The organism is Paenibacillus sp. FSL L8-0470 (genome assembly GCF_038008625.1).
Classification (GTDB): Bacteria; Bacillota; Bacilli; order Paenibacillales; family Paenibacillaceae; genus Paenibacillus_AQ.
The window spans coordinates 5,135,188-5,156,449 of record NZ_JBBOZM010000001.1 but is presented as its reverse complement, the minus strand read 5'-3'; the positions used below and the strand labels follow the sequence as shown (position 1 = coordinate 5,156,449).

14 protein-coding genes are annotated in these 21,262 nt (G+C 47.4%); all 14 read left to right on the top strand.

Annotation, left to right across the window (positions count from 1 at the left end; genetic code table 11):
* The 14 genes from NST99_RS23640 (at position 1) to metG (ending at position 21,033) form a co-directional block, all read left to right on the top strand.
* A complete protein-coding gene (locus NST99_RS23640) occupies positions 1-873 on the top strand; it encodes a carbohydrate ABC transporter permease (RefSeq protein WP_341094823.1) in 873 nt (290 codons plus the stop codon).
* A gap of 134 nt (positions 874-1,007) precedes the next feature.
* A complete protein-coding gene (locus NST99_RS23635) occupies positions 1,008-2,480 on the top strand; it encodes an ABC transporter substrate-binding protein (protein ID WP_341094822.1) in 1,473 nt (490 codons plus the stop codon).
* 442 nt (positions 2,481-2,922) lie between these two features.
* Positions 2,923-5,544: a bifunctional acetaldehyde-CoA/alcohol dehydrogenase gene (adhE, locus tag NST99_RS23630; RefSeq protein ID WP_341094821.1), complete on the top strand. Its 2,622-nt coding sequence runs from the start codon at positions 2,923-2,925 to the stop codon at positions 5,542-5,544.
* Positions 5,545-5,804: 260 nt separating this feature from the next.
* Positions 5,805-8,066: a formate C-acetyltransferase gene (gene pflB, locus NST99_RS23625; RefSeq protein ID WP_341094820.1), complete on the top strand. Its 2,262-nt coding sequence runs from the start codon at positions 5,805-5,807 to the stop codon at positions 8,064-8,066.
* Positions 8,067-8,202: 136 nt separating this feature from the next.
* On the top strand, positions 8,203-8,943 hold the full coding sequence (gene pflA, locus NST99_RS23620) for a pyruvate formate-lyase-activating protein (RefSeq protein ID WP_341094819.1): 741 nt from the start codon (positions 8,203-8,205) through the stop codon (positions 8,941-8,943).
* 357 nt (positions 8,944-9,300) lie between these two features.
* Positions 9,301-10,707 (top strand): extracellular solute-binding protein, encoded by a 1,407-nt coding sequence (locus NST99_RS23615; RefSeq protein ID WP_341094817.1) that lies wholly within the window; start codon positions 9,301-9,303, stop codon positions 10,705-10,707.
* Positions 10,708-10,804: 97 nt separating this feature from the next.
* Positions 10,805-11,689, top strand: a complete 885-nt coding sequence (locus NST99_RS23610) for a carbohydrate ABC transporter permease (protein WP_038594963.1) — start codon at positions 10,805-10,807, stop codon at positions 11,687-11,689.
* Positions 11,689-12,516: a carbohydrate ABC transporter permease gene (locus tag NST99_RS23605; RefSeq protein WP_038594962.1), complete on the top strand. Its 828-nt coding sequence runs from the start codon at positions 11,689-11,691 to the stop codon at positions 12,514-12,516. The genes NST99_RS23610 and NST99_RS23605 overlap by 1 nt, the downstream gene beginning before the upstream one ends.
* 27 nt (positions 12,517-12,543) lie before the next feature.
* Entirely contained in the window at positions 12,544-14,394 is a 1,851-nt protein-coding gene (locus NST99_RS23600; protein WP_341094814.1) for a cache domain-containing sensor histidine kinase, read from the top strand.
* Entirely contained in the window at positions 14,372-15,154 is a 783-nt protein-coding gene (locus tag NST99_RS23595) for a response regulator transcription factor (RefSeq protein ID WP_341094813.1), read from the top strand. Before NST99_RS23600 ends, NST99_RS23595 begins: the two co-directional genes overlap by 23 nt.
* A gap of 343 nt (positions 15,155-15,497) precedes the next feature.
* The gene (locus NST99_RS23590; RefSeq protein WP_341094812.1) at positions 15,498-17,687 is read left to right on the top strand and encodes a copper amine oxidase N-terminal domain-containing protein; all 2,190 of its coding nucleotides are present in this window, start codon (positions 15,498-15,500) and stop codon (positions 17,685-17,687) included.
* Positions 17,688-17,924: 237 nt separating this feature from the next.
* A complete protein-coding gene (locus NST99_RS23585) occupies positions 17,925-18,386 on the top strand; it encodes a Fur family transcriptional regulator (protein ID WP_341097733.1) in 462 nt (153 codons plus the stop codon).
* A gap of 2 nt (positions 18,387-18,388) precedes the next feature.
* Entirely contained in the window at positions 18,389-18,652 is a 264-nt protein-coding gene (gene yidD, locus NST99_RS23580; RefSeq protein ID WP_341094810.1) for a membrane protein insertion efficiency factor YidD, read from the top strand.
* 359 nt (positions 18,653-19,011) lie between these two features.
* Complete coding sequence (gene metG, locus NST99_RS23575) at positions 19,012-21,033, top strand: methionine--tRNA ligase (RefSeq protein WP_341094807.1); 2,022 nt, start codon at positions 19,012-19,014, stop codon at positions 21,031-21,033.
* Positions 21,034-21,262: the final 229 nt, after the last annotated feature.

Genomic DNA, 21,262 nt, shown 5'->3' with positions numbered 1-21,262 from the left:
ATGAAGAGCGCAGAGAGAGGGATTCTTTCCGAACATGATTTGAAGAAAACAAGCAACAAAATCGTCTACAGAATTATGGTGTTTTTCATTCTAATTATGATCTTTACCATGCTGTATCCCATCCTGATGACGATGTTCAACGGCCTGAAATCCAATCAGGAGGTCAACTCGTTCCCGCCGCATTTTTTCCCCCAGGAATGGCATTTCGCCAACCTGAAAGATGCGCTGGATTACATTGACCTGCTGAAATTCCTCAGGAACACGATTTATATTTTTGTCGGGAATATGATTATGACCCTGGTTGTGCTCGGTCTTGCTTCTTTCAGTATCTCGCGGATGAATGTGCCGTTCAAGAGAGTTTTCTATTTCTTCTTCCTGATGACGCTGTTTATTCCGGCGACCAGCTATATGATCCCGAACTTTGTCAATCTTAAGGAACTCGGACTCCTGAACCAGTATGCAGCTTTCTGGCTTCCTGCCGGGGCGAATACGTTTTATTTCCTGCTCCTGAAGAACTTTTTTGACGGGCTCCATCCTGAGATTTTTGAAGCTGCGCGGATTGATGGTGCCTCGGAACCGCGAAGCTTCTTCTCAATCGCCGTACCATTGTCCATTCCAATCTTCGCCACACTGGCGATCTATATCTTCTCGACAGCCTGGAATGACTGGTTCTGGCCATCGCTCGTCATGCATAGTGAGGACAAATATACACTTGCGACATCGATCTATAAATATGTGATCAACGTCAAGGCGCTCAATACTAATATCAAGTTCGCTATTCTTTTTCTAGTCTCGCTGCCGCCAATTTTGGTCTTCCTGATTTTTCAGAGATTCATTATGCGCGGGGTCGCGCTGTCAGCGGTTAAGGGCTGAATCAGAATATGACTTCTTCTATGCAGAGATCGTAAACATGCACACATAAAGAATATAAATACACCTCGTTTGTAAGCGATTTCTCTTTTATGATGATTTTGTTAGCTAAGTATGAATTGAAAAGGGGAGTTTCAATGCGTAAATATTCCAGCGTTTTAGCCTGTCTTCTTGTGACCGGCTCGTTGTTATCCGCCTGCGGCGGCAACAATAACAACAACGGAAATGCACAGGGGAATAAGGGAGGGGAAGCTTCACCGGCAGCTACTACTGATACAGCGGATAAAACTGCTGCTCCAACGGATGCGCCCGTGGATGATATCACTCAGAGAAAAGTAACGATCAAAATTCACTATCCTACGCCGGACTTGACAGAAATGAGGGCACAGGAAGATGACCGGATCAAACGCTTCCAGGCAGAGTATCCGAACGTCGAGATCGTTAAAGACGACTGGCAGTACAACGTAAGTGAAATCGGTGTGAAGATGGCTGCGAATGAAGCGCCGACCTTCTTCAACACTTATGCTACAGAAGCCAAATTCCTGATTGAAAAAGGCTGGGTTGCCGATATTACCGATCTTTGGAACAAATATGAATACAAGGATCAGATCAATCCGGTGCTGCAGAACCAGTTCATTATTGACGGTAAAGTCTATGGGGTAACACAGAAGGGTTATGTTACCACGACAATGATCAATAAAAAAATGCTGGATGACAAAGGTGTAGCGGTGCCTGCAATGGATTGGACCTGGGATGATATGCTAAATACAGCCAAAGGTGCAGCAGATGCCAAAAAAGGAATTTCCGGTATTGCACCTATGGGCAAAGGCAATGAAGCAGGCTGGAACTGGACCAACTTCCTGTTCGAAGCGGGCGGAGAAATTCAAAAAGTTGAAGGCGGCAAGGTTGTTGCAACCTTCAACTCCGATGCAGGTGTGAAAGCGCTGGACTTCTACAAGAAGCTGAGATGGGAAGCAGAAGCCATTCCTCAGGATTGGGCACTTGGCTGGGGTGATGCTGTAGGTGCATTCCAACAAGGACGTACGGCCATGGTAATGGCGGGTTCCGACGGAGTTATTGAGCAAGCGCTGAACCAAGGGGGATTGAAGCCTGCAGATGTGCTGACCTATCCGATGCCTGCTTTTGAAAAAGGCGGCAAGCATACCGGAGTACTTGGCGGAGACTATCTGGTCATCAATCCTAACGCTACAAAAGACGAGCAGGAGATGGCGTTCCGTTACATTACCTTTGATTATTTCTCCGATAAAGGTCTCGATGCGCTCGACGCTATTCTGCAGCAGCGTAAAGCGGACGGCAAATACTTCATCCCGCCGCTTCTGGACTACTATGCTGCAGATTCCGAGTTCGGCAAGAAGACCAAAGCGGTATATGACAAGTATTCCGATATCGTGTACCAATATAACCCGGATATTATGGCCCTCTTGGACGGCAAACCGGAAGCACAGTACAATACTCAAGATTATTATGCAACCCTGTCCAATGTGATTCAGGAGCTATTCTCCAAAAAAGGAACCGACTCCAAAGCACAGCTTGATGCTGCTGCCAAAACTGTGCAGGAGAAATTCTTTGATACTATTAAAGTAGAGTAGGAAGTTTATAAAATGGGAATTTTTATAAATGAAATGTAAAAAGCGGAAGAGGCAGGGGACGTTGTTCCCCTGTCTTTTTGCTGTAAATAGTTCTCCAAAGGTTAGGTGAGGGAGGAGGAAATCAAGGATAAGGCGGGAGGAATGAGATAAAGAAATATAGATGTAATTAGCAATAAATAGCAAAAAAATGCTTTATGAAGCCCTATAACGGGTTCATACGGTTAGAGTCCTTATTTTGCTGTTCGCAGATTGGACAAATATAAACGAATTATACCATATAAAATGGAAATAATACCTGAATATGATTAAATGAAAGCGCTTTGAAAACAAATCAAAAAAAACTTTATACTTTGTGAAAGATTTCACTTTAAATGTTGGAGAGGATGTGATAAGATAAACGTGTAGAGAAAAACAACTAAAAATTGACAGGAGGACGAGGGAGATGGCAGTTAAAAACGAAGTCGCCGCCCAAGTGAAACAAACCACCGCTGAAGAGTATATTCAGATTTTGGTGGATAAAGCAAAGAAAGCTCAAGAAGCATACATGGCCCTGGATCAAGAGCAAGTTAACACAATCGTTCATGCAATGGCATTGGCTGGGCTCGACAAGCATATGTACCTGGCAAAATTGGCTGTAGAAGAAACAGGACGCGGTGTATACGAAGACAAAATTACGAAGAACATCTTCTCAACTGAATATATCTGGCACGGAATTAAATACGACAAAACAGTAGGCGTCGTTGAAGATAATAAATATGACAGCTTCCAAAAAATTGCGGAGCCGGTCGGAATCGTAATGGGTATCACACCGGTAACCAACCCAACATCCACAACGATGTTTAAAGCACTGATTGCCGCTAAGACACGTAATCCTATTATATTCGGTTTCCATCCATCAGCGCAAGAATGTAGTGCCGCAGCAGCAAAAATTCTTCATGATGCAGCTGTGAAAGCAGGCGCTCCTGAGAACTGTATCCAATGGATTGAGCTTCCGACAATGGACAAAACAAACGCATTGATGAACAATCCGGACGTCGCTCTTATCCTGGCAACAGGCGGATCTGCAATGGTTAAAGCGGCATACAGCTGCGGTAAACCGGCTCTCGGCGTAGGCCCTGGTAACGTACCTGCCTTCATTGAGAAAAGTGCTGATATCGACCAAGCGGTTACCGACCTTATTCTTTCTAAGACTTTCGACAATGGTATGATTTGTGCTTCCGAGCAGGCTGTTATTATTGAAGAAGCGATTTTTGACCAAGTGAAAAAGAAAATGATCGCAAATGGCTGCTACTTTGTAAATAAAGAAGAAGCTGCTAAGCTGACTAACGGCGCAATGAATGTAGAAAAATGTGCGGTTAACCCGGCAATCGTAGGTCAATCCGCTGTGAAGATCGCTGAAATGTGCGGTATCCAGGTTCCTGCCGGAACGAAGATTCTGGTAGCTGAACTCGAAGGCGTAGGCACCAAGTACCCGCTGTCCGCTGAGAAACTTAGCCCGGTTCTGGCTTGCTACAAGGTTAAGAACGCTGACCAAGGGATTGAACGCGCAGCTCAAGTCGTCGAATTCGGCGGTATGGGACACAGCTCGGCGATCCATTCCAACAATGAAGAAGTTATCATGAAGTTCTCGAACCGTCTGCAAACTGGACGTATTCTTGTTAACTCGCCTTCAACACATGGCGCCATCGGCGACATTTACAATACAAATATCGCTTCGTTGACTCTGGGCTGCGGATCTTATGGACGCAACTCGGTATCGCAAAACGTAACTGCCATCAATCTGATCAATGTGAAAAGGGTGAACCGTCGTACCGTGAATATGCAATGGTTTAAGGTGCCTGATAAGATTTATTTCGAAAAGGGATCCACTCAATACCTGGCCAAAATGCCTGATATTACCCGCGTAGCAATTATCACTGACCCTATGATGGTTAAACTGGGTTATGTAGAAAGAGTAGAGCACTACCTGCGTCAACGCCAGACTCCTGTAGCGATCGAAGTGTTCTCGGAAGTTGAACCGGATCCATCGACAACTACCGTGGAAAAAGGTACAGCTATGATGAACAGATTCCAGCCGGACTGCATCATCGCACTTGGCGGCGGTTCCCCAATGGATGCTGCAAAAGGAATGTGGCTGTTCTATGAACACCCGGATGCTGACTTTAACGGTCTGAAACAAAAGTTCATGGATATCCGCAAACGGGTATACAAATTCCCTAAGCTAGGCAACAAAGCGAAATTTGTAGCTATTCCAACAACATCGGGTACAGGTTCGGAAGTAACCTCTTTCGCGGTTATTACTGACAAAACTACTGCAAATAATACTAAATATCCGCTTGCAGACTACGAGCTGACTCCGGACGTAGCGATCATCGACCCTGAGTTTGTATATAGCTTGCCTAAGACTGCTGTTGCCGATACAGGTATGGACGTATTGACACATGCGATTGAAGCCTATGTTTCCGTTATGGCAAGTGACTACTCCGATGGTCTGGCTATCAAAGCTATCCAGCTGGTATTCCAATACCTGGAGAAATCCGCACTTGAAGGCGACAAACTTGCCCGCGAAAAAATGCACAACGCATCGACGCTGGCTGGTATGGCATTTGCCAATGCATTCCTGGGCATCAACCACAGCTTGGCGCACAAATGGGGCGGTCAATACCACACGGCTCATGGACGTACCAATGCCATCCTGATGCCGCACGTTATCCGTTACAATGCCAAGAAACCAACGAAGTTTGCTTCGTTCCCTAAATATTCGCACTTTGTAGCTGACGAACGTTATGCTGAAATCGCCCGTATTCTGGGATTGCCTGCACGCACTACCGAAGAAGGCGTAACCAGCCTGATCAATGCAATCCGCGACATGAACAAAAAATTGGGCATTGAAGAGTCGTTCCAACAACTCGGCTTTGATCCTAAGGATTTCGAATCCCGCGTAGACTATCTGGCTGACCGTGCATTTGAAGATCAATGTACTACTGCCAACCCTAAACTGCCGCTGGTTACTGAACTTGCTGATGTATACCGCAACGCATTCTACGGAAAATTCGACAACTAATTGGTGATTGCTTAGCAAAGGATAAGGTTATAGGTTAATATGGAAGGGGATGGCAGTGACAAATATCACCGGAAAGGTGATATTTGTCACAGTCCTTTTTCAGAAAATAAACTAAAATGTTTATATAAAGAACGGTCCCAGTTATGAAGACGCGATTGTGAATTTAATTACAACCATATCTTTGGGATCACGAGACACGGGATTAACCTTCAAGCCCGCGATCTCTACAAATATAATAAATATAAATGGAGGGATTTAGCATGTCGGTGATTGAAAAAGATGTACAAGAAGTGAAGTCGAGTTGGAGAAGTTTTACAAAAGGTAAATGGGCCAGAAAAGTCGACGTTAACGAATTTATTTCCAAAAACATCAAGCCTTATGAAGGAAACGAAGATTTCCTTGTGGGTCCTACCAGCAACACTACTGAACTGTGGAAGATTATCTCCCAGCTGAGCAAGGAAGAAAGAGAAAGAGGCGGCGTATGGGACGTTTCCCTGGATACTGTCTCCACCATCACTTCCCACAAGCCAGGCTACATCGACAAGGACAAGGAACAAATTGTAGGCGTACAGACTGACGCTCCTTTCAAACGTTCTATTCAACCGTTCGGCGGTATTAAGATGATGATCGATGCCACCAAAGCATATGGCTTCGAGCTTCCGAACAACATTGTCGAAATGTTTACGAATATCCGCAAAACGCATAACCAAGGCGTATTTGATGCATATACACCTGACATGAGAGCGGTGCGTAAATCCGGCGTTATTACAGGTCTTCCTGATGCTTACGGCCGCGGACGTATTATCGGTGACTACCGCCGCATTGCCCTGTACGGTATTGACTTCCTGATCAAAGACAAGAAACAACAATTAACGGAGCTTGAAGTTGATTCCATGACTGAAGAAGTAATCCGGTTGCGCGAAGAGCTGTCGGAACAAATCCGCGCTCTGGGTGAGCTGAAAGAAATGGCTGCCGCTCACGGTCTTGATATTTCCAAACCGGCGAACAACTTCAAAGAAGCTACTCAATGGGTATACTTCGGTTATCTGGCAGCAGTAAAAGAACAAAACGGTGCTGCAATGTCCCTGGGACGTGTATCCTCCTTCCTCGACATCTATGCACAGCGCGATTTTGAAGAAGGTACACTTACTGAAGAACAAGCACAAGAAATCGTTGACCATTTCGTAATGAAACTGCGTATTGTGAAATTCCTGCGTACGCCTGACTATAATGAACTGTTCTCCGGTGACCCTACTTGGGTAACGGAATCCATCGGTGGTATGGCTGAAGACGGAACAACACGCGTAACTAAGAACAGCTTCCGCTTCTTGCATACCCTGTACAACCTGGGACCTGCTCCAGAGCCTAACTTGACGGTTCTGTGGTCCGAAAGACTGCCTGAAGGCTTCAAGAAGTATTGTGCCAAGGTTTCCATCGAAACCAGCGCTATCCAATATGAGAATGACGATGTAATGCGTCCATATTGGGGTGAAGATTACGCAATTGCTTGCTGCGTATCCCCAATGCGCATTGGTAAACAAATGCAGTTCTTCGGCGCCCGCGCCAACCTGGCAAAAGCTTTGCTGTACGCGATCAATGGTGGAGTAGACGAGAAATCAGGCGTACAAGTTGGACCTGAATTCCCTGCGATCACTTCCGAATATCTGGATTACAACGAAGTAATGAAACGCTTCAAACCGATGATGGAGTGGCTGGCTAAGACTTATGTCAACACCCTGAACATCATTCACTACATGCATGACAAATATTCCTACGAACGCATCGAAATGGCGCTGCATGACCGTGACATTCTGCGTACGATGGCTTGCGGTATCGCCGGCCTGTCCGTTGCTGCTGACTCCCTGAGCGCAATTAAATTTGCAAAGGTTAAACCGATCCGCAACGAACAAGGCATCGCCATCGACTTTGAAACCGAAGGTGAATTCCCTTGCTACGGCAACAACGACGATGCTGTTGACAACATCGCGGTTGAACTGGTTGAAACCTTCATGTCGATGATCCGCAAACACAAAACTTACCGTGATGCTATGCCGACTCAATCGGTATTGACCATTACTTCGAACGTAGTTTACGGTAAGAAGACTGGTACTACTCCTGACGGACGTAAGAAAGGTGAACCGTTCGCTCCAGGTGCTAACCCAATGCACGGACGCGACAAGAAAGGCGCACTGGCTTCCTTGAACTCTGTTGCCAAACTGCCGTATTCCGAGGCACAAGACGGTATTTCCAACACGTTCTCCATCGTTCCTAAGGCGCTGGGTAAAGACGAAGAGTCCCGTAAGTCCAACCTGGTATTCATGATGGACGGATACTTCCACAACAACGCTCAGCATTTGAACGTTAACGTGTTTAACCGTGAACAACTGATCGATGCTATGGATCATCCGGAGAACTATCCTCAATTGACCATTCGTGTATCCGGCTATGCTGTTAACTTCATCAAGCTGACCCGTGAACAACAGTTGGATGTTATCAACCGTACATTCCACGGTACAATGTAATTAAATTAACTGTGTAATACAGTTCTTGTATAAGATGTAATAGGAGTGAGGTGATACCGCCCTTGATTCAGGGGGCGGTAAAATCTTGCTAAAAATTAATTAAAATTTTAAGTTCTTTTCGAAAGGAAGTCATCATATGGCTAATGGACATATACATTCCTTAGAAACGTTCGGGACCGTAGACGGGCCTGGTATCCGTTTTGTTCTATTTATGCAGGGCTGCTTATTGAAATGCCAGTATTGTCATAACCCGGATACCTGGGGTCTTAATGAAGGCAGAGAAATGAGCATCGAGGAAGTGCTGGCGGAAATCGAACCTTATCTGAATTATTATAAGTCTTCAGGTGGCGGGCTTACCGTATCTGGCGGCGAACCAACGCTGCAGGCGCATTTTGTCAAACAACTGTTCACTGAAGTGAAACAGCGCTGGAATCTGCACACCACACTGGATACAAATGGCTATAATGATGGTTCGAAGATCAGCGATTTGCTCGATGTTACTGATCTTGTGCTGCTTGATCTCAAGCATATCGATGATGAAGCGCATATTAAGCTGACCGGTAAGTCGAATGATCGTACATTGAAGCTGGCCCGCTGGTTGTCAGATCATAACCGTAAAATGTGGATCCGCCACGTGTACGTTCCTGGCATTCATAATAAGGAAGAGGATTTGCTAAATCTCGGCCGATTCATTGGAACGCTTAATGGGGTAGAGAAGTTTGAAATCCTGCCTTATCACCAAATGGGGATTTATAAATGGCAAGAACTTGGCCGTCCCTATGAGCTAGAAGGGGTACCCTCACCGACCGATGAAGAAGTGCAGCGCGCTTACCGGCTGATTGAAGAAGGACGCAACGAGACAGCACTTGTAAAGTGATGATACCTATTATAGGAAGCCGAAGCCGTATCTTGCAGTAGCTTATGTACTGCGGAAACGGCTTTTTTGCTTTTCAATTTTACAGAAGGCATGTTATGTTCCAGCAGATTAAGGGAATATTTTGCAGGGAGAATGATTTTGTGTAGAGGTTTAATGACGCAAGGTCTATTTTCTATGGAATTATTTTTCAACATATGTAACTATAAATAACGTGGTATGTGAATGATTAGAGATGTATTCGCTTACATTAGAGTATTTTATCCCTATAGTAGATGAATCTTAACCTTACGATTACACACACTGTTTTTTATAATAAGAGTTGTAAGGGAAATTAATAAATAGGGAGGGTCACCCGTAATGAGAAAAAGTATGACTATGCTGTTGTCCCTGGTTTTTGTCTCTTCTGCTTTGCTGGCTGGTTGTGGAGGCAACAATAATAAGTCAAGCAACAATGGAGAAACTGCAGCACCAAGCAATTCAGCTGCTGCAACCAATGCTGCTGCCACTGATGAGCCTGCCAGCGCTGAGCCTTTCGAAATGACGATCCGTCATACACAGGTTGGTGCCGATAAGCAGAAACGTCTTGCTATTCTGGAGGATGTGGTAGGCAAGGTTCAGAGTGAAGTGCCGGGCCTGACATTCAAACTGGATGGTGTAGATTCTGATGTGAACCGCAAAGAGAAGCTGCGCGGTGAAATGGCCGCCGGCAATCCTCCGGCAGTGTTCGATCTCTTTGGGAGCCCTGACTCCAAAATATACGCCAAAGAAGGAAAATTGCTTGACCTGACCCCGATTCTCGAAGAATTGGGCATTAAAGATAAATTCTCGAATCTTGATCCATTCACTTATGAAGGGAAAATTTACGGATTGCCAATCGGCGGTTCCGGTGAAGGTTTCTTCTATAATAAAGAATATTATGGCAGCAAGGGCTGGGAAGCTCCGAAGACCTTTGCAGAGCTTGAGCAGCAACTGGCCGATATTAAGGCTGATGGCAAAGTACCACTGGCTGGCGCATCCAAGGCTGGCTGGGTGCCACTGATGCTGGCCAACCACCTCTGGTCACGTTATGCCGGACCGGATGTAACGGCTAAATTCGCGACTGGTGAAGCCAAATGGAGCGATGCTAATGTAGTGAAAGGTTTTGCGAAATACAAGGAATGGGTAGATAAAGGCTACTTCAAAAAAGGCGAGCTTGGTTTCGAATATGCTGAGTATACCACCCAGTTCACTAGTGGCGAAGCCATTCTGCTCTATGATGGGACTTGGAAATCCTCTGTATTCAAAGCAGGACAATCCGGTGAAGGTCTGATCGGCAAGGTTGGATTCTTCAATATCCCGGCGGTTGACGGCGGGGTAGGCGACCAAACGGCACTGATGCGCGATGTGAACAACGGTTACGGGTTCTCGGCTTCAGCGGCAGATGACGAGCGTCAGCTGGCTGCAGTGAAATCTTTTATCAAGAATATGTACAATGAAGAAATGCAGCTTCGCGGTCTGGTAGAGGACGGAGTGCTGCCGGCCATGAAGATTGATCAGAAAATCCTGAACGAGAATATTACCGATGATCTGATGAGTGAAATCGTAGCGGTACTGAATAATTCCCAGTCTTCATTCCCTGCCTTTGACTCTCTGGTTCAAGCGGATGTCACCACCGAGATCAGCAACATTCAAATTCAGAAGCTGATCGGCGGACAGACAACACCTGAAAAAATGGGCGAGGCGCTGCAAAAAGTTCAAGAAGAAGCTAACGCAGCAGTGGAATAGGAACGGTAAATTCTATGTACCCTGGTGCTTGCTCCAGGGTGCATTTTTAAAATCTGCCCTAATCGCTCCCAGATAGTATAAGCAATCGGAGGTAGTCATGAATAAATCACTCAGAAATCCATTGGTCTTTATCCTGTTTGTTATTCCTGCACTTGTATTGTTCTTCATGTTCTTTATATATCCGATCTTCAGCTCACTTTATTACAGCTTCACCAGTTGGAACGGAGTATCGGATACGGTTAAATTCACCGGCCTCACTAACTTCAAAAAAGCGCTTGGAGATGAACGCTTCTGGGTTTCGGTGAAGAATAACGGCTGGTTTATCCTGTTCTCCGTGTGCGTGCAGGTTCCCCTGATCGTATTCTTTTCACTTTTGATTGCCAACGTTAAGAAACTGAAAGGACTCTACAAGACAGCCGTATTTATGCCTTCTATAATGTCTACTGCGGTAATCGGCATTCTGTGGGGATTTATTTATGAGCCCAATATTGGTCTCTTTAATAAGCTGATTGGTCTCGTTGGCATTGAGCCGGTGTACTGGCTGTCGGATGAGCGGTTTGCCATGCTGTCCATTCTGATCACGAATGCCTGGCAGTGGACCGGATTCTACATTGTTATGGTGCTGGCGGCTATTCTATCCATTCCTAGTGAACTGGATGAAGCTGCGGCCATTGACGGCGCTACCGGCTTTCAGCGTGCCACACGCATCACACTGCCGCTGATTGTGCCGATCATTTCCGTAGTTATTATGCTCTCCATCGCTGGTGCAATGAAGGCTGCGGATATCGTCATCGTGATGACGAAAGGCGGCCCGGCTGGATCGACTGAGGTCATGGCAACTTATATGATAAAATACGCGATCACCAATTTTAAATACGGCTACGGCAATGCCATCGCAGTTCTGATCTTTGCATTCACGCTTGTGGTTACGGCGCTGTATCATCTGCTGTTTGCCCGGCGCAATGAAAGGATTGAATACTGATGCCACGCCTAAAAAAGAGTCTGCCGCATGTTGTGCTGTTGTCATATCTGCTTGTTATTCTTTTTCCTTTCCTGTTCGTCCTGTTCTCTTCAGTAAAGAAAGACAACAACGCGATCGCCCTGAATCCATTTGGCATTCCGAAGGAATTTGCCTTCTCCAACTATGTGGAGGCCTGGGTCAATGCCAAGATCAGCACTTACTTCTTTAACAGCTTGTACATTTCAGTGTTGGCTTCCGTTGTTTCTATTTTGCTGGCGTCGATGTTTGCCTTTGCAGTCACACGGATGCGGCAGGGCAAATGGAACGGTATCCTGTTCTCGCTTGTACTGGTTGGAATGCTTATTCCTAACAATGCGCTGATGCTGCCGATTTATACGATTGTGCGCAAACTGCACATTCTGAATACACATTGGGCATTGATCATCCCTTATATTGCCAATGCAATACCGTTTACGATTATTATTTTGGCCGCATTTATGCGTTCGTTGCCCAGTGAAATTGAAGAAGCGGCAGTTATGGATGGCTTGAAGGCTCCCGGTATCTTTGCTAGAATTATTGTACCTCTGACGGTTCCCGCCATGGTTACAGTATTCATTGTTAATTTCCTGGGAAATTGGAATGAATTTTTGCTGGCTAACTATTTTCTTTCGAATGACGAGCTGCGCACACTTCCGGTGGGAATGGTCCAATTCCGCGATCAGTATCAGATGAATTATGCGCAAATGTCTGCAGGCATTGTCTACAGTGTGCTGCCGGTCATTATTATTTACGCCATTTTGCAGGAGAAAATTATTGAAGGCGTAACAGCAGGCAGCGTAAAAGGATAACCTTATTCACAGTCAGGAGCACTGCCGATGAATTTGCGCTATAAATTATTTACGGCATTTTTGGGCCTGATTATCATCCCCTTGTTTATTCTTGGCATGATTATGTTCTTCGTTACTTATAATTCAATTGAGAAGAAATACAGCCAGCAGTCCGAGTATTCACTTAAAGCGATCAGCTACAGCATCTCCAGCGTCTTTAAGGACATGAACAACGTGACAGACAACGGAATTGCTACCTCGGTGTTTCATATGGCGCTCAGCGCGGATGATCCTTCGAAACAGGATCTGACTGATGCTGAGCAGCTGAGCCTGAATGCCAGCCAGCGAAATTTCCGTAGTCTGCTGTATAATCACCCTTCGATCAGCTATGCCTTTCTGTACAATTTTAACGGTAAAGGCAGCTCGGAGATCGTATCGGTATTCAACAAGGAAAATTTCCGCACACTCCCTTACGATAAATTCAAAGGAAGTGCTCTCTATCAGGAGGTCATGAAGCTCAATGGTGTGCCGAAATGGCTGGCACCGCATGAATATCCGGAACTGACAGGAACAGAAGCAGTGTTCACACAGATCCGGCTAGTGAAGGAGCTTAGCTTCTTTGAGGACATCGGCATTCTGGTCGTGCAGATTAAGAACTGGGAGTTCGAATCCATATTCCGGAATTTGAAGATTGGGGACAGTAACCAGAAGGTCTCTTTCATGCTGGTGAACGATGACGGAATGATTCTGCTGGATCCGGACCGCAAGCTGGACGGACAGGATTTCCAGTCGTTTACGGCGAAAAATATTACCTTCAAGGAAGGTTTTCAAAGCTTCAAAACCCAGTTCGACGGGGAGAAAAGTATTCTGTCCGTCTATCATTTGAAAGAATATCCATGGAGCCTCGTTTCTATCACCTCGTGGGGTTCATTGTCACGGGAGGTTACAGTGTTCGCCCGCTGGTTTGTCGGGGTTATCTTTCTCTGCTTCCTGGCTGCCGTCATCTTTAATTTGTTCTTTATGAACCGGATAACGGGCGGGATTGCTGTTATTGTCCGCTTTATGCGGCGGGTGGAGGATGGCGATCTTACTTCAAGGGTTGAGGAAAAGGGCAATGACGAGATGACATTGCTTGCGAAGGGCTTTAACGATTTGATGGATAAAATCAACGGCTTGTTTAATCGGATTCATCTGGAGCAAAGGCGGAAGAATCAGGCTGAGATGCGGGTTCTGCAGGCACAGATCAAGCCGCATTTCCTGTTCAACACGCTGGAGTCGATCAATGTGCTTGCTGTACAGAATGAAGGCCGCAAGGTTAGCGAGATGGTCTACCGGCTAGCCAGCATTCTGCGGATCAGCATTCAGGACAGGGATGAAATCACACTGGAAGAAGAAGTCACCCACCTGCGCAATTATCTCGATATCCAGAAATTCCGCTTCGAGGATGTATTTGATTATGAAATAGACATCCCCGAAGGGCTTATGGGCTGCGGTATCCTCAAGCTGACACTGCAGCCGCTGGTGGAGAACAGTATCCAGCACGGGTTTGAGGGGATCGGATACAAGGGCAAGGTGACTGTAAAGGGCTGGGAAGACCGCGGCAACTTGATCCTGCAGATTGAGGATAACGGAATCGGGATGACTCCGGCCCAGCTCTCGATGTTCCAGTATATGATCCATGAATCTGCGGAGCAGGCGGGACAGAACCAGGAGCATGGCATTCATCCGGAGCGGCGTGGTCTTGGGGTGCGCAGTGTGGCCGACCGTATCCGGATTGAATACGGCGACCGATACGGGATATTCATCTGTGCCAGTCCCGGTGAAGGAACAATCATTCATTGTGTCATACCTAAATACGGGCAGGGAGAAGATCATTATGCTAAAAGTATTATTGGTTGACGATGAAGCCCCTATACTGAACAATCTCAACAAGGTGCTGCCATGGCAGGAGATGGGGATGGAAGTTGCCGGCATGGCCCGCAGCGGCATGGAAGCCTTACGAATTGCCGAGGAGAACGCGCCTGACCTTGTGCTATGCGATATCCGCATGCCGGTGATGGACGGCTTGACGTTCATCGGCAAGCTGCGGGAGATGGGACTGGAGAGCGAGGTACTGCTGCTTAGTGGTTACCAGGAATTTAATTACGCCCGGGAAGCCATACGCCTTGGTGTAAAGGAATATATCTGCAAGCCGATTCATTATGAGGAGCTTGGCAACAAGGTGCGGGAGATCGGTACGCAAATCCGCAGCAGGCAGTACAAGGATAAGCTGTACAACAGCATTCCGCTGTTTCAGGAAGTGCCTGCAGCCGACGATTCTGTCAAAAAAACACCGGATCAGTTGATGAATCTGGCAGTACAATATATTTCGGAGCGGCTGCATTATGATCTGGGCATAGAGGAAGTCGCGAACAAGATAGGTATCAGCGGCAGCTACTTCTGCCTGTTGTTCAAGAACCGCTTTGCGATGACCTTTGTGGAATATGTGACTCAGCAGCGGATTGAAGCCGCCAAGTTCATGCTGGCGAGCAGCGACAAGAGCATCACGGCGATTAGCTCCGGAGTAGGTTATCAGGAGCGGCGTTATTTTACTAAAGTGTTTCAGAAGCAGACAGGGATGTCCCCCAAGGAGTACCGTAATCAATCCAGGGAAGTGTAATTGTGTTGCTGTCAGGGCGAGTGTAAGGCCTGGCGCAAGTAATGTAAGAGGAAACCGGCATTGTAAATAACTATAAAAGGCGATTAACCTTGAACGTGAAGGCAAATCGTCTTTTTTGTTTGTAATTTCTCACAGGTTAAAAATGGATTTTGATCTTTCTTTACATTTAATGAAACTTTTAAGGGCTTACTGCGTCTAATACTATGTTTTGTAAAAAGCATGTGGCAAAATTTTGCCTGCTTGTCCCTTTGGGGGCATCATGCGTTTTGCGGGGAATATAAGGATTACAGAGAGAGAACTGCAGGCCTTATATACTACAACTGGGAGTAGAAGGAGTCATATCATGAATTTTAAGAAATTATCATTAGCTGCTGTTTTGGCCATTGCACAGGTTGCCGCAGCAGTACCGGCTTTTGCCGCACCCGTCAGCACCACTTCACCGAGTAACGTGAGTACCGCAGAGGCGACACCAACACCGTCTGCATCATCTGTACCCCTATCTACTGACCCGTCGTCAGGCGGATTGTTGGACGGTACAGCATCACCGACTCCGTCTGCAGAGCCTACGGCAACACCGTTGCCGCCTGCAACGGTTACCGGTCAAACGTACATGCAGACGAACGGTATGGATCCGCAAATGCTATCAGCTACAGGCGATGACCAGCTTGTGCTGATGTTGAACAGCAACAAAATGTACGTAAACGGTGTGTTATATTTGGCCAATCAGCCGATGGCAGTCAAGAACGGCGTGTCCTACGTCTCTATCCGGGCGATGGTGGAACGTGTAGGACTGCAGGTTACTTATGATTCCAAGGCCAAGGAAACCGTAGTTACAAAAGGCAGCGATGTAATGCGCTTTAAGCTGAACAGCAAAACCTATACAGTCAATGGCAAGAAGTCTACAATGAAGGGTGCAACCTACCAGTACAAAGGAACGTTTATGATTCCTTTGACCTCGATTACATCGGCACTGAAATTAAATTATGTATTGGATACTGCTGGGAAACGTGTAATTCTTACGCTTTCCACAAAGCCTAAGGCTTCTTTTACCGTTCAACCTACTGAAATTTATGCCGGTCAAACCATGGTCAACTTTGTGACCTCCAGCAGTTCACCGAATAATACACCTATCGTTAGTGATATATGGAGTGGAGACAAGCGGGACTATTATGATGAACCCGGTATTTATACCGTTACTTATTCCGTTGTGGATGCCAATGGACGCACGAGTGATCCGTACACTGCGACCATCAATGTTCTGAAGCCGAATGAAGCGCCGGTGGCAAATTTCGTCACCGACAAGGAACAGTACAAAATGGGTGAACCGATCACTTATACGGATAACAGCAGTGATCCAGACGGCGACACGATTACAGTAACATGGACCAATAAAGCCCAGGCGTTCTTTACACCCGGTCCAAAAGTCATCAGCCTGACTGCTACGGATTCCCATGGAGCCGTCAATACGTTTGAGAAAACAATTATTATTACGGAAGAACAGCTGTATAATGAAGAGGATTTTAACCGCCTGTTCGCGGTACCTGGTACAGCATTCAAATTTGACGGCACCCCGGTCCCTACTTGGCCGAATCTAAATTACGCCACGTCTTCCGAGCCGTTTACCCTGATCCGCAGCAACAGCCCGGAAACTGTGTTCAGCGAGGGTGTTCTGTACCGTGAAACGGCTACAGGTGCAACACGTTTCCTGATTCACCATAAGAATAATTTGTCGATCAACACCAAGGTATATGTGATTGCCACAAATGACAATATGTATCCTGCGACAATTACAACCCAATATTCTGGATTTGGTGGCCCTAGCTCATTTGCAGAGCTTACCGGACAGAAATCTGTAACACGGTACTGGGAGTCGATGCTGAACGGGAGCTCGTACAAGCAAACGGTAATCCAGCCAGGACAAAGCGTATCGATTCTTACGGAACTGAACACTATAGCCATGAAGCCAAATGATAACGTCTCGATGCAAGCTGATATGTATAGTGATTTAGCAGTTACCTATTCCGTAATGATGATTGATGCGAATAAAGAGCCGATTTCTTCACTGCCTTTGACGCCTATCTTGCCGCGTGACGGAGTGCATAATCGTGGTACCTATCCGGATTCTACTCGTCTCATTAACGTTTCGGATTTGGTGGGAACCTCTCCAGCCAGACTCGTGATCGGCGATAATAACAATGATCCGAACTTGCTCGGCCTCGATGCCCTGACAGGCCTCCAGGAAACCAATCTGGGGAACTTCGGTGTACTGTACAAAATCAGGCTGGAGCGGGTAGCGGCCAATACGCTGATTACCTTTAACCCGCGTGGAGGAAACTATATGGGCACCGTTCTTGTTAACGGCAATCAAGTCGTACAGGTGCCAAACGAGAAAAGTCTGGGTAGTTCCGATTTGAACAGCGTTGTGTACCGGACCGGTGATTATGAAGGTCCAGTAGAGATCCTGTTTACTCCGGCTTCCGGCAGTAACCTGTCGGTCAACTTCCTGTTCACACCACTTCCTCCGAAGAAATAAACAGTGAAGTACTTAAGTAATACTGGATTGTCCGGCAACGGACATTCCAATCCACAAAAAAAGGCTGCCGCTTCCATCAAGGAAGGGTAGCTTTTTTTGTGTCAAATATAGGGTCATTGGATCTGAAGTCTTCCAGCAAGCAAGTCTTGGGTGGCACGTTTCATTGACGGGGCATTTGTTTTGGGGCATTATAAAGAGAGTGCAATACAAATGACCTTTGTTATGGGAGATGAGCGAATGCTGTCGACAGAACAAATACTGGAAGCCATGTCGGGGCAGGGACTGCGAATCACCGATCAGCGCAAAACGCTTGCCAGGTTATTCGGCGAGAATACGGGATATTTGTCGGCGAAGGATGTTTATGAGCATATGGGCCGCAAGTACAGCGGGCTCAGCTTTGATACAGTTTACCGCAACCTGCGTGTCATGGAGGAGCTGGGTGTGCTGGAGCAGGTGGTCTTTGAGGATGGCGTCAAGTTCAAAGGCAGCTGCAATCAGGATCACCACCATCACCATATGATTTGCCTTCAATGCATGAAGACTTACCCGATTCAATTCTGCCCGATGAATTTAACGGATACTCCGGATCAGTTCCGGGTGGTCAAGCATAAATTTGAGGTGTTCGGTTACTGCAAGGATTGTGAACAGAACCGTGAAGAAGAGACGGGACTTGCAGCGCACGGCAAAGAAGGGCACTGATTATGCCTATTATACGCAGAACGATCCAGGCCCCAATCCGCGTGTACCGCAAATTTATTTCGCCGCTTAAACCGGCGACCTGCCGCTTTTATCCGACTTGCTCAGCCTACGCGCTGGAAGCAATCGAAATCCATGGCCCGCTCAAGGGTTCGTGGCTTGCCGCGAAGCGAATTGGCAAATGCCATCCCTTCCATCCCGGGGGACTGGACCCGGTACCGCCGTGCAAAGAACACTCTGCCGGGGACGAAGCAGCTCCCACGACTTGACATGACGCCTGCATTTTGGGTATATTTTGGATAATAACATTAATTTCCGAGGAACGGATGAGTAGATCGGGACGACCATTACAGAGAGCCGGGAAGAACAGCTGGGAGCCGGTATGGTACGCAGATTGAATATGGTCCGGGAGGAACTGTGTTCGAGCTGGAGCCGATTGTCGCGGCTTAAGTAAGATAGCAGCGTGTTCCAGCGTTAATGGACAGTTCCGGAAGGGAACTGGCGAAGCCTGTGTTCTGTGAAGAACCAGGGAACTTTGGGTGGTATCGCGTGAGTATACTCTCGCCCCATAAAGGGGCGGGAGTTTTTTGTGTTTATTGTGTTTGCCAAGACGAAAGGATGACATGAAATGAGCGATAAGAAAACTTTTTACCTGACTACACCGATTTATTATCCGAGTGACAAGCTGCATATCGGGCATGCTTACTCTACGGTAGCTGGAGATGCTATGGCCCGCTACAAGCGCCTGCGTGGCTATGAGGTCCGTTATCTTACCGGTACGGATGAGCATGGGCAGAAGATTGAACGAAAGGCTGCTGAAGCTGGCAAGACCCCACAGCAGTTCGTTGACGATATTGTCGTCGGCATTAAGGATCTGTGGCGCAAGCTGGATATTTCCAACGATGACTTCATCCGCACGACGGAGGAACGGCACAAGAAAGTGGTACAGGATATCTTTGACCGCCTGCTGAAGCAGGGCGACATCTACAAAGGTGAGTATGAAGGCTGGTACAGTATTCCAGATGAAACCTTTTACACCGAAACTCAGCTGGTGGATATCGAGCGGGACGCGAACGGTGCCATCACCGGCGGTAAAAGCCCGGACAGCGGCCACCCTGTCGAATTGGTCAAGGAAGCAAGCTATTTCTTCCGCATGAGCAAGTATGCTGACCGTCTGCTGAAGTATTATGAAGAGAACCCGGAGTTTATCCTGCCGGAATCACGCAAGAACGAAATGATCAACAATTTCATCAAACCCGGGCTGGAGGACCTCGCGGTCTCCCGTACGACCTTTGATTGGGGCGTTAAGGTCAAGGGCGACGAGAAGCATGTCGTGTATGTATGGATTGATGCATTGACGAACTATATCACAGCCCTTGGCTATGGTTCCGAGGACCGCAGCTTGTATGACAAGTTCTGGCCTGCGAATGTGCATATTGTCGGTAAGGAAATTGTGCGTTTCCATACGATCTACTGGCCGATCATCCTGATGGCGCTGGGCGAGCCGCTTCCGAAGAAAGTGTTCGCACACGGCTGGCTGCTGATGAAAGACGGCAAAATGTCTAAATCCAAGGGTAATGTCGTGGATCCGGTTACGCTGATCGACCGCTACGGATTGGACGCGCTGCGTTACTATCTGCTGCGTGAAGTGGCATTTGGCTCGGATGGCACCTTTACGCCTGAAAGCTTTGTAGACCGGATCAACTATGATCTGGCCAATGACCTTGGCAATCTGCTGAACCGGACCGGGGCGATGGTTGAGAAATATTTTGGCGGTGAACTTCCGGCTTACGAAGGCAAGGTAACGGCGTTCGACGGCGAGCTTGAAGCGGCTGCGGGCAGCACCTATGCCAAAGTTGAAGAAGCGATGGAAAAAATGGAATTCTCCGTGGCCCTTACCGCGATCGGGGCATTCATCAGCCGTACGAATAAATACATTGATGAGACCCAGCCTTGGGTGCTCGCGAAGGATGAGAGCAGAACCGGCGAGCTGGCTTCCGTCATGAGACATCTTGTGGAGGGCCTACGCACCGCTTCGATTCTACTGCAGCCGTTCCTGACCAGCGCACCGGCGAAAATCTGGGAGCAGCTCGGCATTCAGCCGGGTGAGCTGACAGCCTGGGACAGCGGCAAAACCTTCGGCCTCATTCCAGCCGGAACGAAGCTGGCCAAAGGCGATCCAATCTTCCCGCGCCTCGATGTTGCTGTAGAGGTTGCCTACATCGCCGAGGCGATGGGTGCCGGCAAACCGGCGGCACTAGAAGCGGAGCCTGCACCTGCAGGCGCTGAAAGCGGCGCAGCAGCTGAGCCGGAGGAAGAGCATAAGGAAGAAATCAGCATCGACGATTTTGCCAAAGCCGAGCTGCGCGTGGCCCAGGTCATCGCCGCTGAGCCGGTGAAGAAGGCAGACAAGCTGTTGAAGCTGCAGCTTGATCTCGGTTATGAGCAGCGTCAGGTGGTGTCCGGGATTGCCAAGTTCTACACTCCAGAAGAGCTGGTGGGACAAAAGGTAATCTGCATCGTCAACCTGAAGCCGGTGAAGCTGCGCGGCGAGCTGTCGCAAGGCATGATCCTGGCCGCCTCCAAAGGCGACAAGCTGACGATCGCAACCGTACCGGACAGCATGCCGAACGGCGCAATTGTGAAGTAAGCAGGCAACCAGAACAAATAACGGGTCTAAATGGGCAAATTCAACTGACCCGCCGAACGTCTGCAAGGGAACGCATGCACGCCAGCAATGGCTGCGGGCGTTCCTTTTTGTGATGGATACATGGGATACATGAAGCTTTGAAGCTGTATTTGACTCTGGCAGCAGAACGTCCGGGAGAACATGAGAGTTGACTTATCGTAACCATTACTATTATAATTCTCATAGTAAA

Bases quoted from the DNA above. Each gene is read 5' to 3' on its own strand.
- NST99_RS23640 (WP_341094823.1), top strand. From the start codon at position 1: ATGAAGAGCGCAGAGAGAGGGATTCTTTCCGAACATGATTTGAAGAAA.
- NST99_RS23635 (WP_341094822.1), top strand. From the start codon at position 1,008: ATGCGTAAATATTCCAGCGTTTTAGCCTGTCTTCTTGTGACCGGCTCG.
- adhE (WP_341094821.1), top strand. From the start codon at position 2,923: ATGGCAGTTAAAAACGAAGTCGCCGCCCAAGTGAAACAAACCACCGCT.
- pflB (WP_341094820.1), top strand. From the start codon at position 5,805: ATGTCGGTGATTGAAAAAGATGTACAAGAAGTGAAGTCGAGTTGGAGA.
- pflA (WP_341094819.1), top strand. From the start codon at position 8,203: ATGGCTAATGGACATATACATTCCTTAGAAACGTTCGGGACCGTAGAC.
- NST99_RS23615 (WP_341094817.1), top strand. From the start codon at position 9,301: ATGAGAAAAAGTATGACTATGCTGTTGTCCCTGGTTTTTGTCTCTTCT.
- NST99_RS23610 (WP_038594963.1), top strand. From the start codon at position 10,805: ATGAATAAATCACTCAGAAATCCATTGGTCTTTATCCTGTTTGTTATT.
- NST99_RS23605 (WP_038594962.1), top strand. From the start codon at position 11,689: ATGCCACGCCTAAAAAAGAGTCTGCCGCATGTTGTGCTGTTGTCATAT.
- NST99_RS23600 (WP_341094814.1), top strand. From the start codon at position 12,544: ATGAATTTGCGCTATAAATTATTTACGGCATTTTTGGGCCTGATTATC.
- NST99_RS23595 (WP_341094813.1), top strand. From the start codon at position 14,372: ATGCTAAAAGTATTATTGGTTGACGATGAAGCCCCTATACTGAACAAT.
- NST99_RS23590 (WP_341094812.1), top strand. From the start codon at position 15,498: ATGAATTTTAAGAAATTATCATTAGCTGCTGTTTTGGCCATTGCACAG.
- NST99_RS23585 (WP_341097733.1), top strand. From the start codon at position 17,925: ATGCTGTCGACAGAACAAATACTGGAAGCCATGTCGGGGCAGGGACTG.
- yidD (WP_341094810.1), top strand. From the start codon at position 18,389: ATGCCTATTATACGCAGAACGATCCAGGCCCCAATCCGCGTGTACCGC.
- metG (WP_341094807.1), top strand. From the start codon at position 19,012: ATGAGCGATAAGAAAACTTTTTACCTGACTACACCGATTTATTATCCG.